15 protein-coding genes are annotated in these 15,143 nt (G+C 69.7%); 7 read left to right on the top strand and 8 right to left on the bottom strand.

Annotated elements, in window-relative coordinates; translation table 11 throughout:
- The first annotated feature begins 56 nt into the window (after positions 1-56).
- The 3 genes from BGP79_RS03380 to BGP79_RS03370 all read left to right on the top strand — a co-directional run bounded on the left by BGP79_RS03380 (position 57) and on the right by BGP79_RS03370 (position 3,652).
- Positions 57-854, top strand: coding sequence for a c-type cytochrome (locus BGP79_RS03380; protein WP_076693185.1), 798 nt, complete (start codon positions 57-59; stop codon positions 852-854).
- A 90-nt stretch (positions 855-944) separates the two neighbouring features.
- Positions 945-1,973, top strand: coding sequence for a ubiquinol-cytochrome c reductase iron-sulfur subunit (locus tag BGP79_RS03375; protein ID WP_076693184.1), 1,029 nt, complete (start codon positions 945-947; stop codon positions 1,971-1,973).
- On the top strand, positions 1,973-3,652 hold the full coding sequence (locus BGP79_RS03370; RefSeq protein WP_076693183.1) for a cytochrome bc complex cytochrome b subunit: 1,680 nt from the start codon (positions 1,973-1,975) through the stop codon (positions 3,650-3,652). Before BGP79_RS03375 ends, BGP79_RS03370 begins: the two co-directional genes overlap by 1 nt.
- Before the next feature lie 131 nt (positions 3,653-3,783).
- Here the strand turns inward: BGP79_RS03370 and BGP79_RS03365 are convergent, their stop codons facing one another.
- Complete coding sequence (locus tag BGP79_RS03365) at positions 3,784-4,245, bottom strand: MarR family winged helix-turn-helix transcriptional regulator (RefSeq protein ID WP_076693182.1); 462 nt, start codon at positions 4,243-4,245, stop codon at positions 3,784-3,786.
- A gap of 62 nt (positions 4,246-4,307) precedes the next feature.
- On the opposite strand from BGP79_RS03365, the gene BGP79_RS03360 reads away from it, so the two are divergent.
- Entirely contained in the window at positions 4,308-4,676 is a 369-nt protein-coding gene (locus BGP79_RS03360) for a VOC family protein (RefSeq protein ID WP_076693181.1), read from the top strand.
- Between the two features lie 85 nt (positions 4,677-4,761).
- On the opposite strand, the gene BGP79_RS03355 is transcribed toward BGP79_RS03360, so the two are convergent.
- From BGP79_RS03355 to BGP79_RS03330, 6 genes are all read right to left on the bottom strand, one after another.
- Positions 4,762-5,496, bottom strand: coding sequence for a GntR family transcriptional regulator (locus tag BGP79_RS03355; RefSeq protein WP_076693180.1), 735 nt, complete (start codon positions 5,494-5,496; stop codon positions 4,762-4,764).
- A 130-nt stretch (positions 5,497-5,626) separates the two neighbouring features.
- On the bottom strand, positions 5,627-6,028 hold the full coding sequence (locus BGP79_RS03350; RefSeq protein WP_076693179.1) for a cytochrome c oxidase subunit 4: 402 nt from the start codon (positions 6,026-6,028) through the stop codon (positions 5,627-5,629).
- A 3-nt stretch (positions 6,029-6,031) separates the two neighbouring features.
- Positions 6,032-7,753: a cytochrome c oxidase subunit I gene (ctaD, locus tag BGP79_RS03345; RefSeq protein WP_076693178.1), complete on the bottom strand. Its 1,722-nt coding sequence runs from the start codon at positions 7,751-7,753 to the stop codon at positions 6,032-6,034.
- A gap of 6 nt (positions 7,754-7,759) precedes the next feature.
- The gene (gene coxB / locus BGP79_RS03340) at positions 7,760-8,629 is read right to left on the bottom strand and encodes a cytochrome c oxidase subunit II (protein ID WP_076693177.1); all 870 of its coding nucleotides are present in this window, start codon (positions 8,627-8,629) and stop codon (positions 7,760-7,762) included.
- A gap of 216 nt (positions 8,630-8,845) precedes the next feature.
- Positions 8,846-9,217: an iron-sulfur cluster assembly accessory protein gene (locus tag BGP79_RS03335; RefSeq protein WP_076693176.1), complete on the bottom strand. Its 372-nt coding sequence runs from the start codon at positions 9,215-9,217 to the stop codon at positions 8,846-8,848.
- 167 nt (positions 9,218-9,384) lie between these two features.
- Positions 9,385-10,785 carry a dipeptidase gene (locus tag BGP79_RS03330; protein WP_076693175.1) on the bottom strand — a complete coding sequence of 467 codons (1,401 nt, stop codon included), beginning with the start codon at positions 10,783-10,785 and terminating at the stop codon, positions 9,385-9,387.
- A 130-nt stretch (positions 10,786-10,915) separates the two neighbouring features.
- On the opposite strand from BGP79_RS03330, the gene BGP79_RS03325 reads away from it, so the two are divergent.
- Together BGP79_RS03325 and BGP79_RS03320 are read left to right on the top strand one after the other, a co-directional pair.
- Positions 10,916-11,503 (top strand): DUF3043 domain-containing protein, encoded by a 588-nt coding sequence (locus BGP79_RS03325; RefSeq protein ID WP_076693174.1) that lies wholly within the window; start codon positions 10,916-10,918, stop codon positions 11,501-11,503.
- Between the two features lie 65 nt (positions 11,504-11,568).
- Positions 11,569-12,573, top strand: coding sequence for an aldo/keto reductase family protein (locus BGP79_RS03320; protein ID WP_076693173.1), 1,005 nt, complete (start codon positions 11,569-11,571; stop codon positions 12,571-12,573).
- 201 nt (positions 12,574-12,774) lie between these two features.
- Here the strand turns inward: BGP79_RS03320 and BGP79_RS03315 are convergent, their stop codons facing one another.
- Positions 12,775-13,857, bottom strand: coding sequence for a quinone-dependent dihydroorotate dehydrogenase (locus BGP79_RS03315; RefSeq protein WP_076693172.1), 1,083 nt, complete (start codon positions 13,855-13,857; stop codon positions 12,775-12,777).
- A 163-nt stretch (positions 13,858-14,020) separates the two neighbouring features.
- Here BGP79_RS03315 and BGP79_RS03310 point away from each other — a divergent pair, with 163 nt between their 5' ends.
- Positions 14,021-15,133, top strand: a complete 1,113-nt coding sequence (locus BGP79_RS03310) for an alpha/beta hydrolase (protein ID WP_233121030.1) — start codon at positions 14,021-14,023, stop codon at positions 15,131-15,133.
- Positions 15,134-15,143 lie beyond the last annotated feature (10 nt).

Raw genomic sequence — 15,143 nt, 5'->3', positions numbered from 1 at the left:
GCGCCGGACCCGGCCACTCCGACGACGCAGAACCACGACGGAAGAGGTATGGACAGGTGAAGTCACTCGCACAACGGCGTAGGCACCCGCTCGCGGCGGTGGCGCTGATCCTGCTGGCGCTGCTGATCACCGGCACGGTGTACGCGGCCGCAAGCTCCGCGAACACCGCCCAGGCCTCGCAGTCCAAGGAGACCTACACCGCCGAGGACGCCACCAGCGGCCAGAAGCTGTTCATCTCGAACTGCGCCACCTGCCATGGCATGGGCGCCAAGGGCAGCCCCGCGGGCCCGTCCCTCGTGGGCGTCGGCGCCGCGAGCGTCGACTTCCAGGTCGGTACCGGCCGCATGCCGATGGCCGCGAACGGTCCGCAGGCCGAGCAGAAGCCCGCGCAGTTCAACGACGAGCAGACCCGTCAGCTCGCCGCTTACGTCGCCTCCCTCGGCGCCGGCCCCGCCGTCCCCTCGGAGGAGCAGCTGGACACCAGCAAGGGCGACGCAGCCAAGGGTGGCGAGGTCTTCCGCGTCAACTGCGCGATGTGCCACAACGCTGCCGCCGCCGGTGGCGCGCTGACCCGGGGCAAGTACGCCCCGGCGCTGAAGGACGTCTCGGAGAAGCACATCTACGAGGCGATGGTCACGGGCCCGCAGAACATGCCGGTGTTCAACAACTCGAACATCACGCCGGACGAGAAGCGGAATCTGATCACCTTCCTCAAGACCATCGAGGCGCAGGGATCGCCGGGCGGAGCCGACCTCGGCTCGCTCGGCCCCGTCTCCGAGGGTCTGTTCGCGTGGGTCGCCGGTCTCGGCGTCATCATCGCCTTCACGATCTGGCTGACCTCACGGTCCTCCTGAGCACTGCCCCGGTACGCGGGCGGCGGGAGACCCGCCGGCGCACCGGGAACCCGACACACATCAGCACCACGACGAAGAATGAGGGGGCTCATGAGCGACCGTAGCAACGGCACCCCGGGCAACTCCGGCGCAGTCGCCACGGCAGACGGCCGAACCAACGACATGGCGCACGCGGACCCGGGACTCCCGCCGCACCGCCCGCGGCTATCGGACACCCAGCCGCGCGCCGCCAAGCGCAACGAACGGCAGGTCTCCCTGCTGTTCCTCGTGTCCATCATCGGGACCCTGCTGTTCTTCTTCGGGTACTTCTTCATCCGGCTCGACGACACCGTCGCCACACTCCGGCTGCAGAACCTGCTCCTCGGGCTCGGCACCGCATTCGCGATGTTCGGCATCGGCATCGGCGTCGTCCACTGGGCGAAGACGCTCATGCCGGACCACGAGTGGGTCGAGGAGCGGCACACCATCCGTCCCGAGGCCGACCGCAAGGACGCCGAGGGCATCATCAGGGGCATCCTGGAGGAGTCCGGCATCGCTCGCCGGCCGCTCATCCGCAACACCCTGATCGGCGCCGGTGCGCTGGCCGTGCTCCCCGCGATCGCGATCTTCCGCGACCTCGGCCCGCTGCCCGGCGACGCCCTGCGCCACACGATGTGGAACAAGGGGGTACGCCTGACCCGCGACCCCGACGGCACGCCCATCCGCGCGGCGGACGTGCAGATCGGCTCCGTCTTCCATGTCATCCCCGAAGGCCTCAACGAGGCCGAGGACAAGCTGGAACAGAAGGCCAAGGCCGTCGTGCTCCTCATGCGCCTGAACCCGGAGGACCTCAACCCCTCCGCCGGGCGCGAGAACTGGGGCTACGAGGGCATCGTGGCCTATTCGAAGATCTGCACCCACGTCGGTTGCCCGGTCGCCCTGTACGAGCAGCACACGCACCACCTGCTCTGCCCGTGCCACCAGTCGACCTTCGACCTGACGCAGGAGTGTAAGGTCATTTTCGGGCCAGCGTCCCATCCGCTGCCCCAACTGCCCATCATGGTCGACGACCAGGGCTACCTCGTTGCACAAAGTGACTTCCACGAGCCTGTGGGTCCGAGTTTCTGGGAGCGTGGCTGATGTCCACCACCACCACTGATCAGCGCAACACCTACGTGGCGCCGACCGCCGTGGGCAAGATGGCCGACTTCGTCGACCAGCGCGTCGGCGGATCCGCCATGGTCAAGGAGTTCGGCCGGAAGATCTTCCCCGACCACTGGTCGTTCATGTTCGGCGAGGTGGCGCTCTACTCGTTCGTCATCCTGCTGCTGTCGGGCACCTTCCTGACCTTCTGGTTCAACCCGTCGATGGCGGAGACGCACTACGCCGGCTCGTACGTCCCGATGAAGGGCGTCGAGATGTCGGTGGCGTACCAGTCATCGCTCGACATCTCCTTCGACATCCGGGGCGGCCTGTTCATGCGCCAGGTGCACCACTGGGCGGCGCTGCTGTTCGTGGCGTCCAACGCGGTGCACATGCTGCGCGTGTTCTTCACCGGCGCGTTCCGCAAGCCGCGTGAGCTCAACTGGGTCGTCGGCTGCGTGCTGCTGATCCTGGGCCTCGCCGCCGGCTTCACCGGCTACTCGCTGCCGGACGACCTGCTCTCCGGCAACGGTCTGCGGATCATCGACGGCGTGATCAAGGCGATCCCGCTCGTTGGCACGTACATCTCGTTCTTCCTGTTCGGCGGGGAGTTCCCCGGGACGCACATCATCAGCCGGCTGTTCACGCTGCACATCCTGCTGATCCCGGCGATCATCCTGTTGATGATCGCGGTGCACCTGTTCATGGTGGTGTTGCACAAACACACCCAGTACCCGGGTCCCGGCCGCAAGGAGACCAACGTCGTCGGGTACCCCGTCGGCCCGATCTACGCGGCGAAGGCCGGTGGATTCTTCTTCATCGTCTTCGGCGTGATCGCCCTGATGGCGGCGGCGTTCACGATCAACCCGATCTGGAACTACGGTCCCTACGACCCCTCCCCCGTCTCGGCCGGCACCCAGCCGGACTGGTACATCGGGTGGGTCGACGGCGCGCTCCGCCTGATGCCCGGCACCTGGCCGTGGCACTGGGAGTTCGTGCTGTTCGGGAACTGGACGCTGACGCTGAACGTGCTGCTGCCGGCCCTCGGCCCCGCGCTCGTCCTGTTCACGGTCATGTTCCTCTACCCGTGGATCGAGCGCTGGGTGACGAAGGACGACCGGGAGCACCACATCCTGGACCGCCCGCGCAACGCGCCGACCCGGACGGCGATCGGCGTCGCCGGCGTCGTGTACTACTGCGTGCTGTGGGCCGCGGCGAGTTCCGACCTCATCGCCACCCACTTCCACGTGTCGCTGAACGATGTCACCTACTGGCTGCGGGCGCTGTTCTTCATCGGCCCGATCCTCGGGTTCATCGTGGCCCGCCGCATCGCCCTGGCGCTGCAGCGCAAGGACCGCGAGATCGCCCTGCACGGCCGGGAGACCGGACGCGTGGTGCGGCTGCCGCACGGTGAGTTCATCGAGGTGCACGAGCCGGTCGACCGCTACCGGCTGTACCGCATGGTCAACTTCGACTCCCCCCAGGTGCTCGAGGCTCGACCGGGCCGCAACGGCAAGGTCTCCGGCGCCGAGCGCGTGCGGGGCCGGGTGTCGCGGTTCTTCTTCGAGGACCGCGTGGCCCCGGTCACGCCGGCCGAGCTCGAGGCAGCGCACTCCCACCACGGTCACGACGAGATCGAGACCGCGGAGGCGGAGCGGGCCAGCATCGGCCGCTGACACACGGTTCACCCGTCACGGGGCCGGCAGGATCTTCCCTGCCGGCCCCGTGGCATGTCCGGATCCGGTGACAGCGGCCGGTATCAGCAGGCGGAAGATCAGCAGGCAGTGACAGCGGCCGGTATCAGCTGTCAGCGGTCGGCGTCGCCGGGACCGCGCAGGGAACGGACCATGCTGCGCAGGACCACGAGAGCGTGGGCCTGGTCGCGCACGGAGAGCCCGGACAGCATGCGTACCTCCACGGAGCGCACCGCAGCCGTCGCCTGCTCGAGGCTCCGCCGGCCCCGCGAGGTGAGCTGGGCAGGGAGCACCTTCCCCACGGTCGCCTCGGCCGGACGACTCACGATGCCCTCGCGCTCCAGGTGCTGCAGCAGCACGTTCATGGACTGCCGGGTCACGAAGGCGCCACGCGCGAGCTCGGAGTTCGAGAGGCCGGGCCGCTGCGCCAGCAGTTCGAGGCAGGAGTAGTGGGTCACGGTCATCCCGAGCGGCCGGAGCACCTCCTCCATGGCCACCCGGAGAGCGCTGGACGCCTCCTTCAGCAGGTACCCCAGGGACGTGTCCAGCTCGATGCCGGCATCCTCTTGCGTCATGTCAGTATTCTGACATACCGTGATCCGTGTCAGTGACTGACATCATGAGAAGGAGCAATTCCATGCCCGCCACCGGTCCCGACTTCATCTCCCTCCAGGCCACCGATCTCGCCGCGTCGCAGGCGTTCTACGAGCGCTACCTCGGCCTCGTCCGTTCACCGGCCGGTCCGCCTCACGCCGTCGTGTTCACGACGACGCCGATCGCCTTCGCCCTCCGCGACCTCGTCCCGGGCACGGACCTCGCGTCCGCCCGGCAGCCGGGCATCGGCGCCGCGATCTGGCTCCACGACACCGATGTCCAGTCCATCCACGATGCTCTCGTCGAGGACGGCCACACCATCGTCTCCGCACCCGTCGACGGACCGTTCGGCCGGACCTTCACGTTCGCCGACCTCGACGGGTACCACGTCACCCTCCACGACCGCGCCTGAACGGCCGAGGTGACCCCGGGCGGTCACGAGCCGTCAGGAGCGTCCGGAGGCCGCGAGCAGGGCCGCTGACGGCCGCTGACGGCTTTCAGTGGCCCCGGAACACCGGACGGTGCTGCGGGGCCCGTCGCGGCCGCTGCAGGGGCACGGAGAGCCGGTAGCGGTCCGCCCGGTAGTAGGACACCGAGAAGTCGACGATGACCCGCCCGACGTACGCGCGCCGTTCGATCTTCAGCAGCGGGTCGCGGGCGTCGATCCGCAGGAGCCGCGCCAGCGAGGGCGTCGCCGACGTCGCCTCGATGGTGTCCTCCCCCCAGTCGATCACCAGGCCGTACTCCTCGCTCAGGTACCGGTAGAGCGACGGCGGCGGAGCCGCCTTGGCCATGCCCGGTACGTGCTGCGGCACGAGGAAGTTCTCGTCCACGCTCATCGGCTCCCCGTCGGCGTAGAAGAGACGCCGGTACCGCAGCACCGGGTCGCCGGGCTCGAGGCGCAGCTGCCGCGCGACGTGGTCGGACGCGGCCACCGCACCGAAGTCGAGCACGGTGGCCGTCGGGATCATACCGCGGCGCGTCATCTCCTCGGTGTAGGAGGTCAGCTGCACGTGGATGGACCGCTTGGGGTAGGCGACGAAGGTCCCAACCCCCACGAGGCGGTCGATCAGGCCCTCGGTGGCGAGCTCGTCCAGTGCCCGTCGCACCGTCATCCGGGCCACCCCGAACCGCACCGCGAGCTCCCGCTCGGGCGGCAGACCATCCCCCGGCTCCAGGACGCCCAGCACGTCCTCGCGCAGGTGCGCCAGCACCCGGCGATAGCCGGTCATCCCTTCCTCCACGTCGCCCCCTCCGGGCTCGTTCACCGGGCGCCCGGCTCGACGTCGACGCCCCTGCGGATACGCGAGAGGCCCGGTGCGGTCGCCCGCCCGGGCCTCTCGTCAGGTCGTGCCTGGCTGGTCAGTGTGCGTGATCGCCACGGCTGTACTCGAACACCCAGCCGACCAGGCCGATCACGGCGAGGAAGACGCCGATGAAGACGATCCACCAGCCGACGGCCATCCCGAGCATCGCGGCGGCACAGGCCAGCGCCAGGGTCACGGGCCACCAGCTCCACGGGCTGAAGAAGCCCTGTTCGCCGGCGCCCTCGTGGATCTCGCCGTCCGTGCGGTCCTCGGGGCGGAAGCCCACCCGGCGACCGGTGTACCAGAGGTACAGGCCGATCATCGCGGCGAGGGCCGCCACCAGCCAGATGCCGAGGAAGCCGACGGGCTCCTGCCAGTGCACCATGAAGCCGTAGACGGTGCCGACGACGATGAAGAACGGCACCATGAACAGGAACAGTTTGGTCTCGACGCGCATGGGTCAGCCTTCTCCTCGATCGGCCGGACCGAAGACGGCGGCGGTGGCGTTCGGCGGGGCGGAGTGCGCCGCCAGCTCGGGGTGGTGCAGATCCAGCGCGGGGCGCTCCGAGCGGATGCGCGGCAGCGACGTGAAGTTGTGCCGCGGCGGCGGGCAGGACGTCGCCCACTCGAGCGATCCACCGAAGCCCCAGGGGTCGTCGACCATGACCTTCTCCTTGCGGCGCCAGGTCACGTAGACGTTCCAGAAGAACGGCAGCAGCGAGGCACCGAGGACGAACGAGGAGACCGTGGAGATCTGGTTCATCCAGGTGAAGTTGTCCTCGGGCAGGTAGTCCGCGTACCGCCGCGGCATACCCACCACGCCCAGCCAGTGCTGGATGAGGAAGGTGCCGTGGAAGCCGAGGAACAGCATCCAGAAGTGGATCTTGCCGAGGCGCTCGTTGAGCATCGACCCGGTGAATTTCGGCCACCAGAAGTAGAAGCCGGCGAACATCGCGAACACCACGGTGCCGAAGACCACGTAGTGGAAGTGGGCGACGACGAAGTACGTGTCGGAAACGTGGAAGTCAAGCGGCGGGGCGGCCAGGATGATGCCGGTCAGGCCACCGAACAGGAAAGTGATCAGGAACCCGATCGACCACAGCATCGGCGTCTCGAACGTCACCGAGCCCCGGAACAGCGTGCCGATCCAGTTGAAGAACTTCACGCCGGTCGGCACCGCGATCAGCATCGTCATGAAGGCGAAGAACGGCAGCATGACCGAACCGGTCACGTACATGTGGTGCGCCCACACCGTCACCGACAGGGCGGCGATGGCGATGGTCGCGAACACCAGGCCCTTGTAGCCGAAGATCGGCTTGCGGGAGAACACCGGGAAGATCTCGGTCACGATGCCGAAGAACGGCAGCGCGATGATGTACACCTCGGGGTGGCCGAAGAACCAGAACAGGTGCTGCCAGAGGATCGCTCCCCCGTTCTCCGGATCGAAGATGTGCGCACCGAACTTGCGGTCGGCACCGAGCGCGAACAGCGCGGCGGCCAGCGGCGGGAACGCCATCAGCACGAGCATCGACGTCACCAGGGCGTTCCAGGTGAAGATCGGCATCCGCCACATGGTCATGCCGGGGGCACGCATGCAGATGATCGTGGTGATGAAGTTGACGGCGCCCAGGATGGTGCCGAAGCCGGAGAGCGCGAGGCCGAAGACCCACAGGTCACCACCGATACCGGGCGAGAACGTCGTGTTCGACAGCGGCGCATAGGCAAACCAGCCGAACGACGCGGCACCCTGGGGGGTGATGTAGCCGGCCACGGCGATGGTCGAACCGAAGAGGTAGAACCAGAACGCGAGGGCGTTCAGCCGGGGGAACGCGACGTCGGGCGCGCCGATCTGCAGGGGCATGATCACGTTGGTGAAGCCGGCGAACAGCGGCGTCGCGAACATCAGCAGCATGATCGTGCCGTGCATCGTGAACAGCTGGTTGTACTGATCCTTCGTCTGCAGGATCTGCATGCCGGGCTCGAAGAGCTCCGAGCGGATCAGCAGCGCCATCACGCCGCCGATGCAGAAGAAGATGAAGGAACCGATCAGGTACATGTACCCGATGGTCTTGTGGTCGGTGCTGGTCAGCCAGCTGACCACGAGCCGCCCCTTGGAGCGGGGCACCACGCGCGGCGCGGTCGCGACGGACGAGTCCTCAGCGGTGTAGTCGTATGTCGACACGATTGATCAGCCTTCCGACGCCGAGTTGGGGGTCAGGTCCGCGTTGCGGTCGTACTCCTGGCCGATCTGTCCACTGTGGCCGGCGTCGCGCAGCTGCTGCATGTGCTGGTCGAACTCGGCCTGGCTGACGACCTTGACGTTGAACAGCATCTCCGAGTGGTACTCGCCGCACAGCTCGGTGCACTTGCCGTCGAACTGCCCCTCCTTCTGAGGGGTGATCGTCATGTAGTTGGTCTTGCCCGGGATCATGTCCATCTTCTGCAGGAACGCGGGAACCCAGAAGGAGTGGATGACGTCACGGGCGTTCAGCTGCAGCTCGACCGTGCGGTCGACCGGCAGGTACAGGGTGGGCAGGCGGTCCTTGGCTCCGGGCTTGCCGTCCAGGTGCGCCTGGGTGCCGGAGTCGTAGGTGTTCTGCTGCACGTAGTTGAAGTCCCAGGACCACTGCTTGGCACGGACGTCGACGACGAGGTCCGGGTGGTCGCTGCGCTGCAGCAGGTTGGTCTGCGCGACATCGGTGAAGTAGAAGAGGACGAACACCATGGCCAGCGGCACGAAGGTGTAGAAGATCTCGATCGGCAGGTTGTAGCTCAGCTGCCGGGGGTAGCCCTTGTCGGTCTTGCGGCGACGGTAGGCGATGATGCACCACAGGATCAGACCCCAGACCAGCACGCCGACGGCGAGAGCCGCGATCCACGAGTTGATCCAGAGATCCCAGATGTAGTGCGAGCGGTCCGTGATGTCCCGCTCGGACGGGAGCCAGCCCTTGCTGGCTTCACTGGTGCATCCTGACAGCAGCACGGTTGCCGCTGCTCCGATGGCCACCGCCCCGGCGAGACGGAACCGGTGCCCGCCGTTGGGTTTCCGCGAAGTCACGAAACGGCCCTTCCTCTTCGGTACGAGATGCGGTGCCTGCCGTTCCGTCTCCGTCTTGCGACGGTGCCCCGGGAACGTCACCGCTTTACTACTCCGTGTAGAGCCTACCGCCAGATCCGGCTCCCCGCCCCCACCCCGGGCCCGCGTGGCGGGCGCCCGGGATGCGGCTGATCTGCGGCGGAGCCCGGCGGGTGACCGCCGGGCTCCGGAGTGCTCCTAGTGGAACGAGTCGCCGCAGGCGCAGGAGCCCGCAGCGTTCGGGTTGTCGATGGTGAAGCCCTGCTTCGCGATCGTGTCCTCGAAGTCGATGCTCGCGCCCGACAGGTACGGCACGCTCATCTTGTCGACGACGACCTCGACACCGTCGTAGTCGCGGACGGCGTCGCCGTCCAGGATCCGCTCGTCGAAGTAGAGCTGGTAGATCAGCCCGGAGCAGCCGCCCGGCTGGACGGCGATCCGCAGCCGCAGGTCGGTGCGTCCTTCCTGGTCCAGCAGGCTGGCGACCTTCTGCGCGGCGACGTCGCTGAGGTTGACGTCATGGGTGGGCAGGTCGGCGGTGTCCACGGTCTCGGTGGTCGATGCGCTCACGGTGAGTCCTCTCTGTGCTGACCGGGGCCGTCACGCGTGTTCTCGCGCCCGGCGCCCGACGGCGTGCTTCCATCGTACGTCGTCACCGCGGCCGTCCGGCAGCGTTGCGGGCGGCTGTCGGACGGGGTCGCGGGGACGTCGGGAGGACCGATCCCCCCGGGGTGGTCTCAGCGGCGCAGCCGGTGCAGCAGCAGGGCCTCGGCCACGATCGCGTTGCGGAAGTCGGCCCGGTCCATCGACTCGTCGGCCCCGTGGGCGCGCGTATCGGGGTCGATGACGCCGGTGAGCAGGATCTGCGCCTCCGGGTAGACCTCGGTCAGGTCGGCGACGAAGGGGATGGAACCGCCCATGCCCGCGGTGACGGCAGGGGTGCCCCACGCATCGCTCAGGGATCGCAGCGCCAGCTCGGAGGCGGTGGAGGTGACGTCGGCGTCGAACGCCTGGCCGCTCTCCCCCACGGTGAACTCGACCTGCGCACCGAAGGGGGCGTGGCCGGTCAGGTGGCGCTCGAGGGCCTCCATGGCGGCGGTCGGGTCCTGCCCCGGGGCCAGCCGCAGGCTCAGCTTCGCCCGCGCGGCGGGGGTGATGGTGTTGGAGGCGACGTCGACGGCGGGCGCGTCCAGCCCGATCACGGACAAGGCCGGCCGGTTCCACAGGCGCGTGGTCAGCGAGCCGGTCCCGGCCAGCTGGGTGCCCGGCAGCATCGACGCGTCCGCCCGGAAGGCGTCCTCGTCGTAGTCCAGACCCTCGGCGGTGCCCTGCACCAGGCCCTCGACGGCGACGTCGCCGTTCTCGTCGTGCAGGGTGGCGATCAGCCGGCTGAGCAGGGTGACCGCGTCGAGCACCGGGCCGCCGAACATGCCCGAGTGCACCCCGTGGTCCAGCACCTTGACCGTGACGGTCCCGTCGACCAGGCCGCGCAGGCTCGTGGTCAGCGCGGGCACGCCGGCCTTCCAGTTCCCGGCGTCCGCGACGACGATGACGTCGGCGCGCAGCAGGTCCCGGTGGGCGTCGAGGAAGGCCCGGAACGTCGGGGAGCCGGCCTCCTCCTCCCCCTCGACGAAGACGGTGACGCCCACGCCGGTCTCGCCGACGGCCTTCGCCAGGGCGCCGAGCGCGGCGACGTGGACCATGACGCCGCCCTTGTCGTCGGCGGCACCGCGGCCGAAGAGGCGACCGCCGCGCTCGACCAGGGTGAACGGCTCGCTCTCCCAGGCGTCCGGGTCGCCCGGGGGCTGGACGTCGTGGTGCGCGTACAGCAGCACGGTCGGCTGACCCTCGGCCGCGGGCCGGGTCGCCACGACCGCGGGTCCGCCGGCACGGTCGCCGGCGTCCACGCTGAGCACCTGCGCCTCGAGGCCCAGGCCGGAGAACAGGTCGGCGACCGTGCGGGCGCTGCGCTGCAGGTTCTCGGGATCGAAGGAGGCCCAGGCGATTCCGGGGATGCTCACCAGGTGCGCGAGGGACTCGAGTGTGCCGGGCAGGCTCTCGTCGACGGCGGCGGCGATCGCTGCCTCGGTGGGGTCGGACGGCGTGGCGGGCTGCGGACGGGAGGTCGGTGCGCTCATGCCGGCCAGCCTAGCCGGGGGCGTGCGCGGTTCGTCGGGCCGGCGGCGCGGGGGGGGGGCCGGGCGGACGGCACACGGAACGACCGCGTCCCGGGCGCGCGGAGCGACGGCTGCCCGGTATCCTTGACGGGTGTTCGGACGCAACAGAGGATCAACCGCCGTGACCGCCGCTGACGTGGAGGAGCCGGCCGACGCCGCGCGCCGCCCCGCGGGCAAGGGTGCCCCCACGCCGAAGCGGCGTGACCAGGAGGCGGCCCGGCGTCGCCCGCTGGTCCCCGATGACCGCAAGGCCGCCCGGGAGGCGAGCCGTGACGCCAGCCGGGAGGCGCGGATGCGCACCCGCCGCGCCATGGACACCGGTGAGGACAAGTACCTGCCGCTGCGCGACAAGGGTCCCCAGAAGCGCTTCGTGCGCGACTGGGTGGACGCCCGCTTCAGCATCGGGGAGATCCTGCTGCCGCTGGCCCTGGTGTTCGTGCTGCTGACCTTCATCCCGGTCACCAGCGTGCAGTCGATCGTGCTCGTCTTCTTCTACGCCTTCGTCGCCGTCGTCGCCATCGACGGCCTGTGGCTGCGACGCGCCCTCAAGCGGCACCTGACCGCGAAGTTCGGCGAGGTCGAGCGCGGCGTCTACTGGTACGGCTTCATGCGCACCCTGCAGTTCCGCCGCATCCGCCTGCCCAAGCCGATGGTCAAGCGCGGACAATACCCCTCCTGAGCTCCGCGGCACAGTCCGTGACTGCGCTGCACTGTCCTCTTGACCAGCGGGCATAGTCTGGCGAGATGGATTACCGATACCTCGGCAACAGTGGTCTCAAGGTCTCCGAGATCACCTACGGCAACTGGCTCACCCACGGCTCTCAGGTCGAGAACGACGTCGCCACGCAGTGCGTGCGCGCGGCGCTCGACGCCGGCATCACCACCTTCGACACCGCGGACGCCTACGCGAACGGCGCGGCGGAGAAGGTCCTCGGCGACGCGCTCAAGAACGAGCGCCGCGAGTCCCTCGAGATCTTCACCAAGGTGTACTGGCCGGTCGGCCCCAAGGGCGTCAACGACGTCGGGCTGAGCCGCAAGCACATCATGGAGGGCATCGACAACTCCCTCTCCCGGCTGCAGATGGACTACGTGGACCTCTACCAGGCCCATCGGTACGACCACGAGACCCCGCTCGAGGAGACCATCCAGGCCTTCGCGGACGTCGTGCGCTCCGGCAAGGCGCTCTACATCGGTGTCTCCGAGTGGGACGCCGACCAGCTGCGGCGCGGCCAGGAGCTCGCCCGTCAGGCCGGTTTCTCGATCGTCTCCAACCAGCCGCAGTACTCGGCCCTGTGGCGCGTGATCGAGGAGAAGGTCGTGCCCACGTCCCGTGAGCTCGGCATCTCCCAGATCGTCTGGTCCCCGATGGCCCAGGGCGTGCTCTCGGGCAAGTACGAGCCCGGCAAGGACGCCCCGGCCGGCTCGCGCGCCACGGACAGCAAGGGCGGCCAGGACACGATCTCCCGGTTCATGAACGAGCAGACCCTGACCGCGGTGCAGAAGCTGCGCCCGATCGCCGACGGCGCCGGCCTGAAGATGTCGCAGCTGGCCGTCGCGTGGGTGCTGCAGAACGACAATGTCGCTGCCGCCCTCGTCGGCGCCTCGCGGCCCGAGCAGGTGGCCGAGAACGTCGCGGCCGCCGGCGTGAAGCTCGACGCGGACGCGATGAAGGCCATCGACGACGCCCTCGCGGGTGTCATCGAGTCCGACGCCTCCAAGACGGTCTCCCCGGAGAAGCGCCCGGCCTGACCGGACGCGGCCGACGCCGCACCCGCGCGAAAGGGCCCGGGTCACCGAACGGTGACCCGGGCCCTGCGTCGTTCCGTCGGCCTGTTGCCCGCGCCGTTCACCTCATCCGGCCGGCCTGTTGCCCGCGTCGAGTGTGCGGACGATGTCGTCATTCGGCCAGGATGAGTGCGTCAGCCGCACACTCGACGGCCGGCGTCGCCGTTAGGAACGTCGACCGGTACCGAGCCGGCGCGCGAGGCCGGCGTTGATCCTCGCGGCCCAGAACGGTCCCTCGTAGAGGAACGCGGTGTAGCCCTGTACCAGGTCCGCGCCGGCGACGAGCCGCTCCGCGACGTCGTCGGCGGTCGTCACCCCGCCCACCGAGACCAGCGCGAGCCGGTCCCCCACGGCGGCCTTCAGCCGGCGGAGCACGGCGAGGGACCGGTCGGCCAGCGGTGTTCCCGACAGTCCCCCGGCCCCTGCGGCCGTGACCGTGGCGGCGTCGGTGGCCAGCCCGTCCCGGCGCAGCGTGGTGTTGGTGGCGATGATGCCGTCGAGTCCCAGCTCGAGGGCGAGAGCGGCCACGGCGTCGACGTCCTCGTCGGCCAGGTCCGGGGCGATCTTCACCAGCAGCGGGACGTCGGGCCGCCCCGCGGCCGTCGCCGAGGACCGGACGGCGCGCAGCAGCGGGGCCAGCGCGTCGATCTCCTGCAGTTGCCGAAGCCCCGGCGTGTTGGGGCTGGAGACGTTGACGACGAGGTAGTCGGCGTGCGGCGCGAGGGTGCGGGCCGAGTGCTCGTAGTCGGCGGCGGCGTCGGCCAGCTCGGCCGCCTTCGTCTTGCCGATGTTGACCCCGATGAGGGGCCGCTCCCGCCCGTACCGCCGCTCCAGGTCCGCCCGGACCGCGGCCAGACGCGGCGCGAGCACGGCGGCGCCGTCGTTGTTGAACCCCATCCGATTGATCACGGCGCGGTCGGCGATGAGCCGGAACAGCCGGGGCCGCGGGTTGCCGGGCTGGGCCGTGCCGGTGATGGTGCCGACCTCGATGTGCCCGAAGCCGAGATCGGTCAGCGCGACGGTGTGCCGGCCGTGCTTGTCGAACCCGGCGGCGAGACCGAACGGCGACGGGAAGTCCAGACCCATCACGGTGGTGCGCAGCGCCGGATCCGGCGCGCCGATCCGATGCAGGACGCGTCCGGCGCCGACGCGGTGAGCGAGGCCGATCATGCCCGCACCGATCCCGTGCGCCCGTTCGGCGTCCATCCAGGAGAAGGCGGCACGGAAGACCACGGGGTACAGGCGCATGCACAAACCGTGCCACACCGGCGCCGCGGCAGCCAATCCGGGCCGGGCGGTACCCGACACCCTCCGCGCTCGTGTCGGTGCTCGTTTCCCCACGGGTTGCCCGCGTCGTTCGGCGGTCCTGCCGCGGGCGGCACGTCAGACCGCCGGTGATAGCTTTCACGATGTGGTGCAGACATGGGCGCCCGACCTCCTCGGGCCCGGCTTCACGAGCCGCAGCCTTCCTCTGAGCGAGGACGACGAGGGTCCGGTCACGGCCACCCTGATCCGCTACCGGGACCCGGGGCGGCGACGACCGTCGTCACGACGGACGGCACGGCGTCGGGACCCGGAGCAACCGGTCGTCCTCTACGTGCACGGGTGGACCGACTACTTCCATCAGCGCGACCTGGCACGGTTCTGGTCCGATCGCGGGTGCGCCTTCCACGCCCTGTACCTGCGCAAGTACGGCCGCAGCCTGCGTGACGGGCAGACCCCGGGGTACGTGGACGACCTGCGCGCCTACGACGAGGACATCGACGCCGCGCTGGCGGCCATCGCGGCGGACGGCGGCGCAGCACCGAGCGGGCCGCTCGTGCTGATGGGCCACTCCACCGGCGGCCTGGTGGCGAGCCTGTGGGCCGCACGGCATCCCGGCCGAGTGCGCGCCCTGGTGCTGAACAGCCCGTGGCTGGAGGCGCACGGCAGCGCGCTGGTGCGCACGACGACCACCCCGGTGCTCGAGCAGCTCGCCCGGCGCCGGCCACGGACGGCCCTGCGGCTGCCGGCGGTCGACCACTACTGGCGCACGCTGAGCGACCAGGCGGACGGCGAGTGGGAGCTGGACCCGCGCTGGCGTCCCCGGTTCTCGTTCCCGGTCCGCGCCGGCTGGCTGCGCGCCGTCGTCGCCGGCCAGCAGACGGTGGCCCGCGGTCTGGATCTGGACTGCCCGGCACTGGTGCTGACCAGCGCTCGCTCCGTCATCTCCCCGCGCTGGAACGAGCGCATGCGGAGCGCCGACTGCGTGCTGGACGTGACGACGATGGCGCAGCGCGCCCTCGACCTCGGCCCGCGGGTGACGGTGAACCGCTTCGAGGGGGCCCTGCACGACGTGCTGCTCTCCCCCGCCCGCATCCGCGCCGCGGTGTACTCCGCGATGGACCAGTGGGCGCAGGCGTACGTGTTCGGGTCCGCGGCCGTCGCGGTGCCAGTCCTGGATCCCCCGGGCGCGGACCCGTCGCCCGGAGAAGCCACGACACCAGCCGCAGCGCCGCCGTACCGCCGGTCCCGGCGGGCGTAGTCGCGATGTC

This window comes from Tersicoccus sp. Bi-70, assembly GCF_001968825.1.
In the GTDB taxonomy this organism is placed as follows: domain Bacteria; phylum Actinomycetota; class Actinomycetes; order Actinomycetales; family Micrococcaceae; genus Tersicoccus.
This window is presented reverse-complemented; position numbering and strand designations above follow the sequence as displayed.